This window comes from Acinetobacter sp. ANC 5414 (assembly GCF_013004295.1).
Classification (GTDB): domain Bacteria; phylum Pseudomonadota; class Gammaproteobacteria; order Pseudomonadales; family Moraxellaceae; genus Acinetobacter.
In genome coordinates this window covers 192,718-209,016 of the sequence record NZ_JABERM010000012.1, presented here as the reverse complement: position 1 = coordinate 209,016, position 16,299 = coordinate 192,718, and the positions used below count along the sequence as shown (strand labels likewise).

The 16,299-nt window shown below is 41.1% G+C and carries 12 protein-coding genes and 3 tRNA genes; 8 read left to right on the top strand and 7 right to left on the bottom strand.

Features of this window, described 5'->3' with window-relative positions:
• The first annotated feature begins 53 nt into the window (after positions 1-53).
• On the top strand, positions 54-4,457 hold the full coding sequence (locus tag HLH18_RS09015; protein ID WP_171546536.1) for a hybrid sensor histidine kinase/response regulator: 4,404 nt from the start codon (positions 54-56) through the stop codon (positions 4,455-4,457).
• 4 nt (positions 4,458-4,461) lie between these two features.
• Positions 4,462-4,920: a hypothetical protein gene (locus tag HLH18_RS09010; RefSeq protein ID WP_171546535.1), complete on the top strand. Its 459-nt coding sequence runs from the start codon at positions 4,462-4,464 to the stop codon at positions 4,918-4,920.
• A 70-nt stretch (positions 4,921-4,990) separates the two neighbouring features.
• On the opposite strand, the gene dapE is transcribed toward HLH18_RS09010, so the two are convergent.
• From dapE to HLH18_RS08995, 3 genes are all read right to left on the bottom strand, one after another.
• A complete protein-coding gene (gene dapE / locus HLH18_RS09005) occupies positions 4,991-6,127 on the bottom strand; it encodes a succinyl-diaminopimelate desuccinylase (RefSeq protein WP_171546534.1) in 1,137 nt (378 codons plus the stop codon).
• Positions 6,128-6,256: 129 nt separating this feature from the next.
• On the bottom strand, positions 6,257-6,406 hold the full coding sequence (locus HLH18_RS09000; RefSeq protein ID WP_131291600.1) for an entericidin A/B family lipoprotein: 150 nt from the start codon (positions 6,404-6,406) through the stop codon (positions 6,257-6,259).
• 129 nt (positions 6,407-6,535) lie between these two features.
• Positions 6,536-7,405, bottom strand: coding sequence for a DUF1853 family protein (locus tag HLH18_RS08995; protein ID WP_171546533.1), 870 nt, complete (start codon positions 7,403-7,405; stop codon positions 6,536-6,538).
• Positions 7,406-7,499: 94 nt separating this feature from the next.
• Between HLH18_RS08995 and HLH18_RS08990 the strand changes: the two genes are divergently transcribed.
• The 6 genes from HLH18_RS08990 to HLH18_RS08965 all read left to right on the top strand — a co-directional run bounded on the left by HLH18_RS08990 (position 7,500) and on the right by HLH18_RS08965 (position 9,592).
• A complete protein-coding gene (locus HLH18_RS08990) occupies positions 7,500-7,883 on the top strand; it encodes a YbaN family protein (RefSeq protein ID WP_171546532.1) in 384 nt (127 codons plus the stop codon).
• 8 nt (positions 7,884-7,891) lie between these two features.
• Entirely contained in the window at positions 7,892-8,422 is a 531-nt protein-coding gene (elsL, locus tag HLH18_RS08985) for a cell wall-recycling L,D-carboxypeptidase ElsL (RefSeq protein WP_171546531.1), read from the top strand.
• Positions 8,423-8,711: 289 nt separating this feature from the next.
• A tRNA-Val gene (locus HLH18_RS08980) sits at positions 8,712-8,787 on the top strand.
• A gap of 25 nt (positions 8,788-8,812) precedes the next feature.
• A tRNA-Asp gene (locus HLH18_RS08975) sits at positions 8,813-8,889 on the top strand.
• Between the two features lie 91 nt (positions 8,890-8,980).
• A tRNA-Val gene (locus HLH18_RS08970) sits at positions 8,981-9,056 on the top strand.
• Between the two features lie 74 nt (positions 9,057-9,130).
• Positions 9,131-9,592: a DUF2750 domain-containing protein gene (locus tag HLH18_RS08965; protein ID WP_171527815.1), complete on the top strand. Its 462-nt coding sequence runs from the start codon at positions 9,131-9,133 to the stop codon at positions 9,590-9,592.
• A 37-nt stretch (positions 9,593-9,629) separates the two neighbouring features.
• On the opposite strand, the gene HLH18_RS08960 is transcribed toward HLH18_RS08965, so the two are convergent.
• The 4 genes from HLH18_RS08960 to yccS form a co-directional block, all read right to left on the bottom strand.
• Entirely contained in the window at positions 9,630-10,412 is a 783-nt protein-coding gene (locus HLH18_RS08960) for a YdcF family protein (RefSeq protein WP_171527814.1), read from the bottom strand.
• Between the two features lie 101 nt (positions 10,413-10,513).
• Complete coding sequence (locus HLH18_RS08955) at positions 10,514-13,177, bottom strand: PepSY domain-containing protein (protein ID WP_171527813.1); 2,664 nt, start codon at positions 13,175-13,177, stop codon at positions 10,514-10,516.
• Positions 13,178-13,352: 175 nt separating this feature from the next.
• A complete protein-coding gene (locus HLH18_RS08950) occupies positions 13,353-13,913 on the bottom strand; it encodes a YcxB family protein (RefSeq protein WP_131291587.1) in 561 nt (186 codons plus the stop codon).
• 84 nt (positions 13,914-13,997) lie between these two features.
• Positions 13,998-16,172, bottom strand: a complete 2,175-nt coding sequence (gene yccS / locus HLH18_RS08945) for a YccS family putative transporter (protein WP_171527812.1) — start codon at positions 16,170-16,172, stop codon at positions 13,998-14,000.
• Positions 16,173-16,299 lie beyond the last annotated feature (127 nt).

Below are 16,299 nucleotides of genomic sequence, written 5' to 3'. Positions count from 1 at the left end.
AATTAAGTTTGAGCGCCCTTCTTGGTGGCAGATAAACGTAAGAAGCCTAAGCTATGAAAGAAATATTAAAAAATTTAGTTGAAACGACTACGCTTCCTGAAGATAGTTATCTTGATCAAGATGCAGAAATTCTCGAAATTTTTGTAGAAGAAATCGAGGAAATCTTCGTTGAATTAAGTACTTTATTTCCGACTTGGTTTGAAAATCCCAATGACCAAGAAATTTTGACTACCATTCGCCGTCATTTCCATACGCTTAAAGGCTCTGGACGCATGGTGGGGGCTAAATCTGCCGGTGAAGTGGCTTGGGCAGTGGAAGATACTTTAAATCGTGTCATTTCAGGCGCCGTGCCATTGGATACAACGGTTCAACGCTTCGCTCAAACCGTATTCAATATTTATCAATATAAGTTATATCCAATTTTTAAAACTGTTCAGCTGGCTGATATTGATTTGCGTCCATTGGTTTTACTGGGTCAGCAAATACAGCAAAGATTAAGTTTAGAACCTGCTCTGGAAGAATTACTGGCGCTTTCTAGCAGCTTGACTGCTGAAGATGGCGTTACAGGTTTAGAGTTGAATGATGAAGCATCAACTCAACGAGACACTGCAACAGAAACAAATAATGATATCGAAGAAACAGTTGCTATCTTTATTGAAGAAGCTGAAGAGCATTTAGCAACGATTGATCAGTTCTTGCAGAATGAGCATGAAAATAAACAAGATTATAATGCTCTCATTCGTGCTTTACATACCTTGCGCGGCAGTTCATCAATGGCTCAAATCGAGCAGATTTTTGAAGCCAGTACCAAGGCAGAGAATTTATTTAAAACCTTATTGCAAGAAGAAATTGTTTCGACCTCTAAGCAAACGGCTTTGCTGATTCAGTATGCCGAATTTGTGCGTGATTATTTGCATACCCTTAGACAAGGTGAAATGCAGAAACTTGATGCGATTTATGAAACCTTTAATACTGCATGGAATAACTATGGCTTCACCTCAGCTGAACTAGATGAAGATGTGAATCCTCAAGGTCTGGTTTCCAAGCTGATCGCATTGAATATTGATTTATTACTCGATGCTGAATTCGAATTTGAAAAACGCGCCAAAGTTGAATATCCAGAATATATTCAGGCCTTAAGTGATCAAGCTCAACAGTTATTGGATCATACTGATAATCGTGCTGCGGTGGGTATTCACCAATTTACCAATGAGTTAAAGTCCAGTTATGAAGCATTGGTATTAAAGCCAGAGTTACTTAATATTGATTATGCATATGAGTTGTTTGGACAAGCACATCAAGAATTTATTCATTTGTTTGATACCTTGGCCGCAGGGCAACGTGTCATATTAACCGATGAAGTTCAGAAAATATTGAGTGATCTTTCTGCCTTTGTTCAGCAAGACCTTGAACAGTTTGAAAATAGTAAATCTGTCGTTGAAGAACTGCTTGCCACAATACCAGATACAGCATCTACGACGGTTGATCTGGCACAGATTTCACAAAGAATGCGTTCTGATCGTGCTCAAATGCATGCAGCGGATGCAAACAGTGATTTCGATGCGGATTTACTGGATATTTTCCTGGAAGAAGCAGAGGAGTTGTTGGGTGGTATTGACCAGGATCTAAATACTTGGAGCAAAGATCCAGCCCATACCACTGCATTGAATAATTTAATGCGTTATTTGCATACCTTGAAAGGGGGTGCAAATATGATTCAAGCGACTCATATCGGCTTGATTTCACATGAATTAGAGTCAATTTATGAGCGCGTGATTCGTCAACAAATTACGGTTACGCCACAACTGATTAGTATTATCCGTTTAGTCCAAGATGACGTGTCAGATCGAATTCAAACCATTCGTGAAGATCATATTGACTACTCTGGTGCTGAATCGATTGAGATTTTGCGTAATATCCAAGAGATTGCGCAAGGCACGTTTGCGAGCACTGCCGTGCCTGAAACGGTTGCAGTTGATAGTGTTGCAGTAGAAAAAGTTGCTGTTGAAATCGAGGTCAATGAATTAGCAGAACCCGTAGCTGAGATATTCACTACAGAATTTGAAACAGAACAAGAGGTTGTTTCACAAAATGCTGAAGCTGTTGAAGATCCTGATGATAGTATTCGCTTAATTGCAGAAGAAACATTCCTGGAAGAAGCGGAAGAAATTCTAGAATCTACTGATGATTTATTAAAACAGTGGTTTGATCAACGAAGCGATCGTAGCTTACTGCTTCAATTACAACGTGCTGCCCACAGTCTGAAAGGTGGTGCACGTATGGTTGAAAATGAACCTGTAGCTGCCATTTCGTATCAATTGGAAAGCACCTTCGAGCAGTTCGCGGTCCATCACTTTAATTCAAATGCTTACGACTTATTATTACAAACCACGTTTGCATGGTTAAAACAGGCCATCTTCGAGCGTGATTACAGTAATTTTGATAGTCTGAAATTAAGTTTAGAGTCGATTGGATTTGTTGATGTAACTGTACAATTGCCAAATCGTGTGACCCAATCCGATCTGTTAACTACACCGAAAACCTTTGAATTTGTTCAAGGTGATGGTGCTGAACCACCGGCAATGCTGGGTGAGTGGGACTTAAGTTCGCAACAAGATAACAGCAATGAAATGATCCGTATTTCTGCCGACTTGGTAGAGAAGATGATCGACTTGTCTGGTGAAAATTCAATTAACCGTTCGCGTATCGAAATGGACTTGGGCCAACTCGGCAATACCTTGAACGAGATGGAATTGGCGATGAAGCGTTTAGCTGACCAATTACGTCGAATGGAAGGTGAGTTAGAGTCACACATTATTGCAAAACATGGTTCAGAAAATTCACGCTATGCCGATTTTGACCCATTAGAGATGGACCAATATTCATCTTTAAACCAATTGTCAAAATCTTTGGCGGAATCTGCATCCGACTTGGTTGACTTTAAAACAACGTTGGCCGATAAAATTCGTGATACAGAAGGTTTACTGTTACAACAATCACGTATTCAAGCCGAGATTCAAGAAAGTCTGATGCGTACGCGTCTAGTACCATTTGATCGCCTATTGCCACGTTTACAACGTATCGTGCGTCAAACGTCGTCCACATTGAACCGTCCAGCAGAGTTGATTGTTCAAAACACTGAAGGTGAATTGGACCGTACCATTCTTGAGCGTTTGGTGACGCCATTTGAACATATGCTTCGTAACGCGATTGACCACGGTCTTGAAGACACTCAGGTACGACAAGAAGTACAGAAGCCTGAAGTTGGGCAAATCGTATTAAATATCAGCCGTCAAGGTACCGATGTACTGGTCTCGTTTAGTGATGATGGTAAAGGGATTGATGAGTCGAAGATTAAAGAGAAGGCTTTAAACTTAGGTTTAATTAAGGCTGATCAATTGCTCGATAAACAAGAAATCCTGCAACTGATTTTCCATCCCGGATTCAGTACTGCGAAAGAAATTACCCAAATTTCAGGTCGTGGCGTAGGTCTGGACGTGGTTCAGAGTGAAATTAAAGCACTTGGTGGGCATGTCTCTGTAGATTCAGAGCTGGGTAAAGGAACAACCTTTACCATTCGTGTACCAACTACAGTGGCGGTAAGTGATGCCTTGATGGTGAAAGCGGGCGATCAGCAATTTGCGATTTCATTGGCTCAAATTGAACGTATCGTCCGAATTGCACCTTCTACCTTGGAAGAGTATTTCAATAGTAAAGAGGACTTCTTTAAAATTGACAATACCAATTATAAACTGCGTTATTTATCCGAGTTTGTTTCAAACCAGCCATTACCGCGTTTAAGTAGCATTGCGCATTCTTTGCCGGTGTTGCTCATTAAAGGTAATAGTGGTCAAACCATTGCATTATTGGTTGACCAGTTGATTGGTTCGCGTGCACAAATTGTGGTGAAACCGATTGGTCAGCAATTCTCAAGTGTGGGTGTCGTTGCTGGGGCAACCATTTTAGGTGATGGTCAAGTCTGTCTGATTCTGGATGGTCAAAATATTGCTCGACAAATTCAGACTACACAGCGTCTTAAACATGCATTGGATCAGCGTGATCTGTCGCGTCATCATAATGCACGTCGTTTAATCATGATTGTGGATGACTCGGTGACTGTACGTAAAGTGACATCACGTTTACTTGAACGTCATGGTTATGACATTGTGACAGCCAAAGATGGTGTCGATGCGATGGAACAGCTTGAAAATATTAAACCAGACTTGATGTTGCTGGATATTGAAATGCCACGTATGGATGGTTTTGAAGTGACGAATCTTGTTCGTCACCATGAAGTGCATCGAGATTTACCAATCATCATGATTACTTCAAGAACAGGTGAGAAGCACCGTGAACGTGCCTTCAGCTTGGGTGTAAGTCATTATATGGGTAAACCATTCCAGGAAGCAGAATTGGTGAGCAATGTTGAAAACTTGTTAGAGACCAGTCAGGGGTAAATAAATGAGCCAAAATAGTGTTTCAAACTCTGCTGTGAATCAAATGACACAACAAGAGTTACATCACCTTATTACCGTGTCGACTGGATTTATCGATGCGTATATTATCGATTGTCATGGTAAACAGGCGATGTTGTTACCGCAAAATATCGTTTTGTCCGCACTGGATAGTTCCACGCAAGTTCCATTTGTGGAATGGCATGAACTCAAGCTACCTGTCTATGCGGTGAATAATCCAGAACAGAAAGTAGGGGTGGCTTTGGTTATTGAAGGCGATGACGTGAGTCAACGTTTTGCCCTGATGTGCAATAAAATGCCAAAAACCATTCGTCTACGTATTTCTGAAGTGGTCGATGAAGAACAGGCTTTAAATGATCCGGCCGTATTCCAATACGTACGCATGGCCGATCAAGTTTTTCATATCCCTAATCTGGCGCAAATTCAATCTTCTTTAGGATTGTAACTTTAGCGATAGCTCAAATATGAGTCAAAAAAAGGAACTTAAATAAGTTCCTTTTTTGTTTGTTGGGGTTTTAGTTAGCCAACAAGCCTTCTAAAATCTGTTCGTAAATTTCAGCAAGTGGTTCTAAATCGGCCACATTTACATGTTCGTCAATTTGATGAATGCTGGCATTTAAAACGCCCAGCTCAAGCACTTGTGCACCGGTAGGGGCAATAAAACGACCATCTGAAGTACCACCACTGGTCGAAAGTTCAGTTTCAATACCGGTGACATTGCGAATTGCATTTTTTGCAGCATTCACCAGTTCACCAACTGGAGTAAGGAACGGTAAACCTGAAAGCGTCCAGTCAATATCATAGTCAACATTGTGACGATCCAGAATTTCCAAGGTACGTGCTTTGAGTTCTTCAGCCGTGACTTCAGTTGAATAACGGAAATTAAACAACAAGTTCATGGTGCCCGGAACAACGTTGGTTGCACCAGTACCAGCATTGATATTTGAAATTTGGAAAGAGGTGGCAGGGAAATATTCGTTACCATTGTCCCAAACTGTATCGCAAAGTTCAGCCAATGCTTTAGAAGCGGTATGAATCGGGTTAATTGCAAGGTGAGGATAGGCCACATGCCCCTGTTTGCCTTTAACGGTTAAATTGGCATTTAACGAACCACGACGACCATTTTTAACAATGTCACCAAGTTGATTGGTGCTTGATGGTTCACCAACCAGACACCAGGTCATTTTCTCATTACGTGCTTCTAAAGCCTCTACGACTTTTACCGTGCCGTTGATCGACGGACCTTCTTCGTCAGAAGTAATCAGGAATGCAATCGAGCCTTTATGATCTGGATGTTTCGCTACAAAGCGTTCAGATGCAACCACCATGGCTGCAAGTGCAGTTTTCATGTCTGCACTACCACGACCGTAGAGCTTTCCATCACGAATTTCGGGTACAAATGGGTCGGAGTTCCAGTCGTCTAAACTGCCTGTTGGAACCACATCGGTATGACCTGCAAAACATAAAACTGGCGCTTCAGTTCCTTTACGTGCCCATAAATTATCGACATCTTCGAAACGCATCGGTTCAATGTTGAAGCCGATTTTTTCTAAACGTTCCGCCATAATGTTTTGGCAGCTATGATCGATTGGTGTTACAGAAGGCTGACGTAACAGTTGCAGGCTTAAATCAAGGGTAGCGGAAGATGTCATGCGATTTTCATCAGTCGATAAATTTGTCAGCTATAATAGGCGAATATGACCTTGAATGTGAATGACCGCCATAAAATTGCCATAAAAAAACCCCATCTTGGACAGGGTTCTGTGTGCGCTAAAGACAAACTAGTTTTTGCGGATTTCTTCAGAAGTTTTTTCAGCAGTATTGGTTACGGCATCTCCGGCTTTGGATACATCTTTACCCATACCTTTAAATGTATTACAACCGGTTAAAACAAACGCCAGAATAAGCGAAGCAGCCAGAATTTTTTTCATCATCATCTCCAAGTATTTCATTATTTTGATGTGGATTTAGGTTAATTAATACCCAACGTAAAAAATATGAGTTTTTGATGGTAGAAAAGTAATCAATTGTTATAAAAGTAGTAGACATTTCTCATAAGATTAACCATTCACTCTTTGAGAAAGCAGTGGTGCATGTCTAAACATATAGAAATTGGACTTATCTTTTTGCAGATATAAACCATTGCTCCACCACTGTGCCGTATCGCTACTGAACTGCAGTTGCGGGCAAATCCATTCTTGACGGTCTAAACGATAAAAATGTGCATTTTGAGGAGGAATATGGCTTCCCCAATAACCTAAACGCCGTTTGAGATTCACCCAAGTCGGAATAACTTGCTGGGTATGTTCAACAGGAAGATAGAGTTGACCTTTTAATATGGCAAACCGCTGATCAATTTGACGATCAAGGGCGTGGTCAAATTGAAACTGTTTTTGGCTAAAGTGATTTAATTTTCGAATTAAGGTGTCGCTACGGTTTAAGCCATACCAATACGCCAAAGAGAAATCCCGTTCAGCCAAATAATATTTTAAAGCGACTTCCCAATGTTCAATCTGATTGGTTTCAGTATTGAGTAATAGGAAATCGAGTTCACCCAAGGTTTTAGGACCCGCTATCTTTTGAATGCTATGACCGAGTAATTGATAAGGATGATAGGCTTGATCAAGCAGCCAAAACCAGATAAACATTTCAAAGCGTAGACCTAAACGGGTACTTTTAAGCTGTTGTAAAAAGACTTCTAATTCTTGAGGATGTTGATCTAAATAAAGCAGTCTTGAACGATAATTCTGAAAATGCCTTGCCCATGTTGCATTGTAATGTAATTGAAAAGAATGCTTGAGTACCAGTTCTGCTGGAATCGTCGCTAAAATATTCGGACTGGATACACAAAATGCCAGTTGTCGAACCAGTAAATTTTTAAATTGAAGCCAAGGTTCTTCAAGGTCAGAGGCTTGATTTAAAGCAAACATAGAAACCCCACTGCAAAATTAAAAGTGCAGAATTACAACGGATAATAGCTAAAAACGCTTTATACTACCGCAATTAGTCGGGTAGGGCAGTGCTATGAAGATGTTGTTTTGGCGAAGTTTGGTGATGATTTTCGTCATCCTGGGCTTTATCGGAGCACTTTTGCCGGGTATGCCAACAACAGTCTTTCTGATTTTAGCCGCCTGGTCCGCCTCTAAAGGCTGGCCGCAAATGGATGCATGGTTACTCAATCATCCTAAATATGGTGCGACCTTGCGATCATGGCGTGAAAATGGCACTGTACCGCGTAAAGCCAAATGGTTCGCCAGTATCATGATGCTGATCAGTGCCATGATTATGCTGTTTACCCATGCGCCGTTATTGGTCAAAGTATTTACTGACTTAACCATGCTCACAGTTTCAATTTGGCTGTGGCTACGTCCTGAACCTTCGACTGAACAGATCAAAGAAACAGAGTGATACCCATCATGTCATATACCTTAGAACAAGCAGATGTCTGGATTGATTTGGCTGAACAAAGCTTAACTTTGCCAAAGCATAATAAGTTTTATGTGATTTCTTCAGGTAAGAATGGGATTGGGGAGCAGGAAAATTCAGGCAAGACCCCTAGAGGCTGGCACAAGATCGCACTCAAATTTGGTCACGGTGCAGCTAAAAATGCAGTTTTCAAAGCAAGACAGGAAACTGGCGAAGTCTATGATGAAGCATTGGCGGCACAGTTTCCTGAACGGGACTGGATTCTATCCCGTATTCTCTGGTTAAGCGGTTTGGAAGAGAACTTTAATCAAGGGGAGGGCTGCGACACATTTAAACGTTATATCTATATTCATGGCACACCCGATACCGAACCGATGGGTATCCCGATGTCACATGGCTGTATCCGTATGCGTAATGATGATGTGGTTGAATTGTTCAACCTTATTCCTGAACAAGCATTGGTTTATATTTCTGAATACAGTATGAATTTAATTGACTGTAAAACAAGCACAAACATTTAAAGCAACATCTCAAGAGATGAAAAGTGAAAACTCCGCTATCGATGTTGGCTAAAAAATAGCATTATTTCCTAGTTGTTCAAAAAAGATGAAATTTTTTGAGTCAAAACTACAGTATGAGTTTGTGGTTTTTTGCAGAAAATTCTAAATAAATTACAGAAATTGTTTGTTTTTATAGCGATTAACCTATTTTTTAATCACTCAAACGTAAAAAACCAAAAACAGGCAGAAAAGCGTTTGACAGGCTGCATAGATTCTCTATAATGCACCACACAAACGATGAAGTCGTAAAGGGCGCTTAGCTCAGTTGGTAGAGCGTCTGCCTTACAAGCAGAATGTCGGCGGTTCGATCCCGTCAGCGCCCACCAAGCCTTTACGTTAAATGTTTTAAGTGCAGCGGTAGTTCAGTTGGTTAGAATATCGGCCTGTCACGCCGAGGGTCGCGGGTTCGAGTCCCGTCCGCTGCGCCATTTTCTAGATTCCTTGTTCTAGATTATGGTTACATCAAGCAAGATTTCTTTCTTGCGTCATAAAAATAGCCATGCTATTTTTATTCCTCAAGGGCGCTTAGCTCAGTTGGTAGAGCGTCTGCCTTACAAGCAGAATGTCGGCGGTTCGATCCCGTCAGCGCCCACCATATATTCTCCTTGCTCCAATCCTGTTTTTTTCATAGAATCTCAAGACTATAATAATTTTAAATATTGAAAAACTATGAGAAATCCATATCAACGCAAAGCTGCGTCCAAAAATCTAAATACCACCTATAATGCTCAAGACATCTATAAACAATTCATTGAAACAATTATTGCGCAAGGCTCTGTGAGCGCTTTATATGATGACGGTTGGGCTTTATGTGCGACTCCTACAGGTCAGCGCGCTTTAGCAGTTTGGCAACATAAAAGCCTGGCAAAGTTGCTGATTAAAGACAATTGGGAATATTATCAAATTCAGGATATTTCACTCAAAGATTTTGTTGAAAAAGTCATCCCTTTTTTACGTCAAGAAAATACCTGTGTATCGATGGATTTAACGCCTGAAGGACAGAATGTCCTGGTTGCCCCTGAAAAATTATTATTAGACATCAAAAATTATCTGTATCAGATTTATTTGCAAAAACCAGAATTATTTAAAGACACCAAATTGCCTATGCCACGTAGCATTCGTTTGAATTAATGTTTCTTATCCATTATTTTTAAGGTTGTTTACCGGTTTAATATTCATTAAGTAGCCATCCACTAATAAAGGCAAAGTATTCTCTCAACCAAGAGTTGTAGCGAATATACAATGGTGTTGGGGCGCTTATAGTGAGGATCTGCGGGTAGCCTTGATGTTTGGCTATGGCTTTGGCACGCAAAATATGAAAATCACTGGTGGCAATAACAATAGGCTGGTTCAGGCTAATCTGATGTTCTTTGAGCAGAGATTGGACATTAAGCAGATTTTCTTCAGTACTGGTGCTTTGATCTTCTAATAAAATTCGTGATGGATCTATTTGGTGTTGTTTTTGCAGATAGGCGGACATCACCTCTGCTTCAGTCATTTGCTCTTTAAAACCTAAACCTCCAGTCATGATCAGGATAGCTTCCGGATATTGCTTGGCATAGGCTGCCCCAACATCTAAACGCTGTTTTAAAGTTAGAGAGGGCTGACCATTTTCTATGCCACCACCCAGTACAATAATTGCGGCTGCCGGTTGGGATGTCGTGTTCTGCTGAATCGTATATTGCAGATAAGCGAAAAAAATCAGTAATGTGCTGAGCCATAGAAAGAATGCTGCCCAAGCACAACGCCACAAAGTCAGTCGTAATTTACTGGCTTGGATAAATCTTTGAATCCACTTAAAAAATATGGCATACAGGATTAAGCCGATACCGATAATCATCGGAAGAATAATGCCTAAATGGATTTTATCGAGTGAAAGTAACCATAAGCCATCGAGTGCCAATAAACTGCCTATGATAAAACTGAAGCTACGTTTTAGATGGTCCGACATAAGCTGGCTCTGGGTGAATGTTGCTGTTAGTTTAAACAATTTGTATGTTTTAAGTATAAAAAACCGAGCACTAAGGCTCGGTTTTTTATTGGCTTTAATATTTAGTAAACGTCACGACGGTAACGACCTGCTTGACGAAGCTGATCGACGGTTGCCTCACCTAGAATATCAATCAGTGCTTGATCAACATCACTGGCCATACCATCGATGCTACCGCAAACATAAATCACAGCGCCATGATCGACCCAGACTTTTAGTTCTTGAGCTTGTTCGCGTAGTTTGTGGTGCACATAGACTTTTTCTTCTTGATCACGGGAGAAGGCTAAATCAAGGCGCTGTAGCATGCCTGTGGTTTGCCAGGCTTCAATCGTGCTTTGATAGAAGAAGTCATGTTCACGTTGACGTTCACCAAAGATGAGCCAGTTTTGCGTATAGTTCTGACGGGTACGCGCATGTAACAAGCTCATTAATCCGGCAAGACCTGTGCCGTTACCAATACAAATGATTGGGCGATTGTCATGAATCAGATGGAAAGATTCATTGGTGCGAATACGCAGTGCAATCTGGCTATTTAATGCTGCATGTTGAGTCAGCCAACCTGAACCCAGACCCAATTGGCCTTGTGCATCTGACTGTTGACGAACTACCAAGCGCAGCACTTGTTGCGATGGAATACTGGCAATTGAATATTCACGCGAAGGCAACGTAGGAAGTTGTTCCAGTAAATGTTCCATGTTGGCAAAAGGTTCAACCTCAACAGTTAAATCTTTATCCCATAGCGCTTGTTCAATGCTGAGTTGTAACGAATCCACTTGCGTATGCGGCTGGATTTGATGCTTTTGCATAAAAGCTGTAATACGTTCAGCACTGTTGCCCGGTTGAATCTCTGCAATATCGCCGGCTTGCCAAAACACTTCATGGCTTGGTTTTAATTCGATATTAAAGGCAGGCGCACCTAAACTATTTGGATTGAGTAGATCACGTTTTGTGAGTGTCCAGGTATCGAATGTTTTTTCGATATTCATGGCTTGTAAGTCTAGTTTGGTCACTTTGGCTAAAGCGCTGTTCCATGCCTGAATCTGCTGATTATTGGCATTATCCACATCAATGGTGGCAAATAATTGCTGCGCACCATTTTGCTTTAACCAGGCATCAATTTCATGACCAAAACTACAGAAGGTATCTGGATATTCGCTCGAACCCAAAGCTAAGACAGCATAGTGCAGATGGTTTAAATCAACCTGTGATGAAAGTATTTTTTTGGCAAAACTTGAAGCTAAATCCGGGGCTTCACCTGTACCGTAAGTACTTGCCACAAACAAGACTTGTTCAGCATTTTTTAAATCATCTAGACTTAAGTGTTGTACGGATTTCACGGTTACAGGTTGATGAGCTTCTTGCAAGCTGGTTGCTGTACGCCAAGCCAGTTGTTCAGAAGTGCCGGTTTGAGTGGCATAAGCAATCAGCCAAGGTTTGGCATTTGGATCAATATTGGCAGCAGTTAAGCTATTACGCGCAGCTTGGGTCAGTTTCTTTTGTTTACGGCGTTTAAGATACAGCATCCAGCCTGTGACAAAGAACAATGGCATAGACAGAGCAGCTAACATGGCCAAGAATTGGTACACTGGACCAAAGAAGCTACCGCGGTGAACCGGCAACATACTGCTCATGATTTTTTCATTTAACTTTTTATCTTCATAAATTTCCATGTCTTTAATGGATGAAGTTTTATAGTCAAATGTGGCTTTATTCCGTGCACGTTCATGTTGTGGAATAGCATCAACAAAACTCAGTTCAACTTCGCCATTGGCTTTTTTCGGCAAATTGACGGTCAGGCTTGAATAATCACGACCGACTTGTGCATTAAATCCAGTCCAGGTTTGGCTTAGGGCAAGATTGATTTGCTCAGGGCTTAGACCAAGTTTATCACCACCTTCACCACGAGAACCTGGTTTAGAACCTTCTCGATCTTGGTTACTTGATTGTGTCTGTTCAGCACTACCACGTCCTTCACCGCTTGGGGTATTTCCGCCACGTTCACTGCGACTTTCTTTAGCACCACGCTGTGGAGCTTCACCTTTTGATTCTTTTTGTTGTTCGACGCCCATTACGCTATACAGGCCGCTACGCCACCAGCCATAAGACCAGGTTAAACCGGTACACGCGATAATCAGGAAGAAAATAACCACCCAAGTACCCACAACCGCATGTAAATCCCATAAGAAATTACGACCTTTAAGTTGCGGCTTAATCATCAGCCATTGTTTAAAAGAATGTTTTTTCGGCCAGCGCAGATATAGACCACTTAATACAAAAAAGATCAGCATGAGGGTACAAGCCCCGGTGATCTGTTTGCCGACTGGTCCGATGGTTAAATTGCGATGCAACTGCTCGATAAACTTAAAAAACTCTCGCCCTTTGATTTCTGGCAAAACTTCGGCAGTGTAGGGGTTAATCATCATGTTATAGCCCTTACGTGCACCTTCTTTGACAATATTTAGGCTAGAAGATGCAGTGGGGTCTTTGGCTACAGTGATGCTGTTAATTTTCATCTCTGGAGCAGCTTTATTAAAGTGCTGATACAGTTCTGCAGGTGTTAACTTGTCACGATTTTCAGCTTGTACGGTATAACTATCTGGATTCAGCCATTTTTGAATCGGTTGTTCATATGAATAAATGGCACCGGTAACCCCCATAATCGAGAGGATTAACCCAGCGCTAATTCCGAGGAACCAATGGATCTGAAAAAATATTTTTTTTAACATAGCTGAAAAAAGATGTGGGGGTGAATGGTATTAGCGCAAATTATAACTGAATTTTTGGCAAATCATATGGATTTTGCAGGTAATATTCATTCTCATTATCATTTATAGTTGGTTTATTAAAAAACCCCCAATAGTCTGGAGGTTTTTATACAAATATTTTTGATTACAGCAGGGCTTAAACCTGTTTAGCTTCGCCCACTGTTTCAGTTAAATGCTTACGAATGGTGTTGAATGAAAAATTCTTTGAATCCATACGTTTTGGCAGAATATAAGCACCTTGCTGACCTTTAACCTTGAAATTAATCAACATAAAGTCAGGTGTGTTATACCATTCATAAATATCTTTCCAGCCGATTGCACCCACACCTTCTTGCGCACCCATTTTTTGACGCATGATAATGCCGTGTGGTTGTACGCCTAAACGAATGCCTTTGATTTCCTGTACCGGGAATTCATTCATTTTACGTTTAACGTACCATTCCAAACCGAATTTACGGATTAGGAAGTATGCCACGACGCAGACCAATGCAACCCAACAAAAAATAGTCGAATAGTTCTTTAATAAGATAATACCAACAATAGATAGAGCAGCCACGACAGCCATAATGATCCATGTTTTCGTGCCGATTTTGTTGGTGCTACGCCAAATAGCAAGTTGAGCTTGACGTTGTTCAGCCTCTGAAATTTCATAGTTCACAGGCTGTAGGGTATAAGCGTATAAATTTTTCGTGGTCATAGTGAATTAACAAATTTAGAACTGTAAAAAGTTTAGCATTATTTATACCCATTCAGTGAGTATATTGTTCCAAAATCATGCGAATTATAATGAGCCTAATTCGGTGGCTTTCTCATCCCGGTCATAACTCAAACTTTGCTTTAAGCGACTGAGTTGATTCAGAATGCTTAACATCAAAGAGAGTTGCTGTAAAACAATCAGCGATTTCTGATCATCTTCATTATTGTGGGTTAAGCGTTGACGAATCGTGTTCAACATATTTTGTGCTGTCAGATCGGGAAATTCATCTTTTAATAAAGAACCCTGAATATCCTCTAAAGCCAAGTCTAAAAGCTTTAACACTTCTTGATCTTGGATTTTTTCACGATGCGCCCCGAGTGCGGCAATATAGCTGAGCAGGGTGTGATTCAAGCACAAGAATTCAAAAGCTAAAGTTTTTTGGGTCGGATCGAAATCAGGCTCAGTGGCTAAGGTTGAAATCAGGGAGGCAACTTCAGCATCATTATTATGTGCGGCACGACGGACTACACGATATTTCAAACCGTTATTACGGCCTTGTTTATATTGTTCAATCACTTCGGCTAAATAGTCACATTGTGCCGTGAGAGAGCGCTTGATGGTGCGCGACAGGCGACGGAACTTCCAGTCCGGGAAAATAAAACTGACCCCAAACCAGGCCAAAGCACAGCCAATTAAGGTATCAATCATGCGAGGTAATGCTGCTTCAAAGCCCATTCCATCCAGATTAAAGTTAATCAGCGCAAGAATGGTAATAAATGCGGTAGCTTGCGCATATTGTTTACTGCGCAATTCGAAGAACAGCACACCACTGAACACCAGTAATAACAATTGTCCTTCAATTGACGGGATAAAGTATAAAACTGCATAACCCAGAATAATGCCGACTAAAGTGCCGACAATACGCAAGCGTAAACGGCGTTTGGTGGCGTTGAAATTCGGCTGGCTGACAAAAAGAGCCGTCAGTAAAATCCAGTAGCCATATTCAATATTGGTCACTTGCACAAAAATATAGCCAATCAGCAAGACCATAGAGACACGAATTGCATGTCTAAACAGCACAGATTCCGGGGTTAAATGCTGTTTGATACGGATCACCACATCATTCCAGCCTTTTAAGTCATCATCTTTCAGCTGGTTTTCAATATGTTTGGCTTTATCAAACTTGATATGACGTTCTGTTTCTACATTGCGTAGTTGCGCATCAATCGACTTTAAATTTTGATACAGGGAAAACAGGGCATTGACCCAGACTGGGTCATATTGTTGTTCAGCGCGTAATTTCTCTAAAGAGAGTTTTAAATTGGCAAAAGCATGCTTAAAGCGCTGGTTATGCTGATAGGTTTCACGGTGCAAAATGCTGTAACTTAGATCTTTGCAGGCTTTTGCCTGAAGGTATAAAATCCGTTGGAAGCGGAATAAAATATCACTATGTTCAAAAATTTTAACCAGTTTTTGATATTCAATGTGCGCTGAATCGGCGCGTTCATGAATATCTTGTGCGACAAAATAATACTGCAAGCTGCGACGGGTATCTTTTTGCCCACGGTCACCCTTTAAACGGGTCAGGAGCGCAGTTTTCATTTCATTGAAAATGCCGACCAGTTTTCCATTTTCCAAAGACAGCTCAATCATGCTTTGTTGATAGCTGCTCGGCGTCATATCGACATCAAACAGGTTTGATTTAGCAAACAGAAAATCGCCGAGTGATGAATAACACTGCGACAATTTATCTTGCACTTGGCGAACAGGGAACAATAAAAAGCTGATCGTTGAAATCAGGCCATACCATGCAGCACCCGCAACAAGCAGCAAGGCTTGGGTATACCAGTTGTCGAATAGCTCAACACCCAACATAGAGTAAACGGAAACCACCAGACAGCCATAGGAAATGGTGGCATAACGGCGTCCTAGTGACCCCAGCAGAATCCAGCCAATACAGGAGACAATCAAGCCTAAGGCAAATAAAATCGGGTAAGGAAACAAGAAATAAATAGAACTGGCAGTAATAAAGAAACCGATATAGGTATAAATCAGGTTCATGATCCGAACCGAGAAACGGTCATCAATATCACTTAAACCTGCAGCCACTACACCCAGAGTTAAAGGAATAGTCGCCAGTTGTTGCCCCATAAAATAAGGCACAAAAGCCGTACCCGCAAATGCAATCACCATGCGCAGGTTATACATAAAGGTGGTGTTATACGTCGCTTGTTTAAGCCGCGTCAGCCAAGATTTCAAAGTTTATTCCTACCGCAAGGTGATCTGTGCATTGTGGAGTTGAATTATGTGATTTTTCACTCTCAATTCTGAGAAATAATACTATGTACAGTGTAAGCTTGTCTTCAAGGTAGCCATTTAAAAATTA

Bases quoted from the DNA above. Each gene is read 5' to 3' on its own strand.
- HLH18_RS09015 (WP_171546536.1), top strand. From the start codon at position 54: ATGAAAGAAATATTAAAAAATTTAGTTGAAACGACTACGCTTCCTGAA.
- HLH18_RS09010 (WP_171546535.1), top strand. From the start codon at position 4,462: ATGAGCCAAAATAGTGTTTCAAACTCTGCTGTGAATCAAATGACACAA.
- dapE (WP_171546534.1), bottom strand. From the start codon at position 6,127: ATGACATCTTCCGCTACCCTTGATTTAAGCCTGCAACTGTTACGTCAG.
- HLH18_RS09000 (WP_131291600.1), bottom strand. From the start codon at position 6,406: ATGAAAAAAATTCTGGCTGCTTCGCTTATTCTGGCGTTTGTTTTAACC.
- HLH18_RS08995 (WP_171546533.1), bottom strand. From the start codon at position 7,405: ATGTTTGCTTTAAATCAAGCCTCTGACCTTGAAGAACCTTGGCTTCAA.
- HLH18_RS08990 (WP_171546532.1), top strand. From the start codon at position 7,500: ATGAAGATGTTGTTTTGGCGAAGTTTGGTGATGATTTTCGTCATCCTG.
- elsL (WP_171546531.1), top strand. From the start codon at position 7,892: ATGTCATATACCTTAGAACAAGCAGATGTCTGGATTGATTTGGCTGAA.
- HLH18_RS08965 (WP_171527815.1), top strand. From the start codon at position 9,131: ATGAGAAATCCATATCAACGCAAAGCTGCGTCCAAAAATCTAAATACC.
- HLH18_RS08960 (WP_171527814.1), bottom strand. From the start codon at position 10,412: ATGTCGGACCATCTAAAACGTAGCTTCAGTTTTATCATAGGCAGTTTA.
- HLH18_RS08955 (WP_171527813.1), bottom strand. From the start codon at position 13,177: ATGTTAAAAAAAATATTTTTTCAGATCCATTGGTTCCTCGGAATTAGC.
- HLH18_RS08950 (WP_131291587.1), bottom strand. From the start codon at position 13,913: ATGACCACGAAAAATTTATACGCTTATACCCTACAGCCTGTGAACTAT.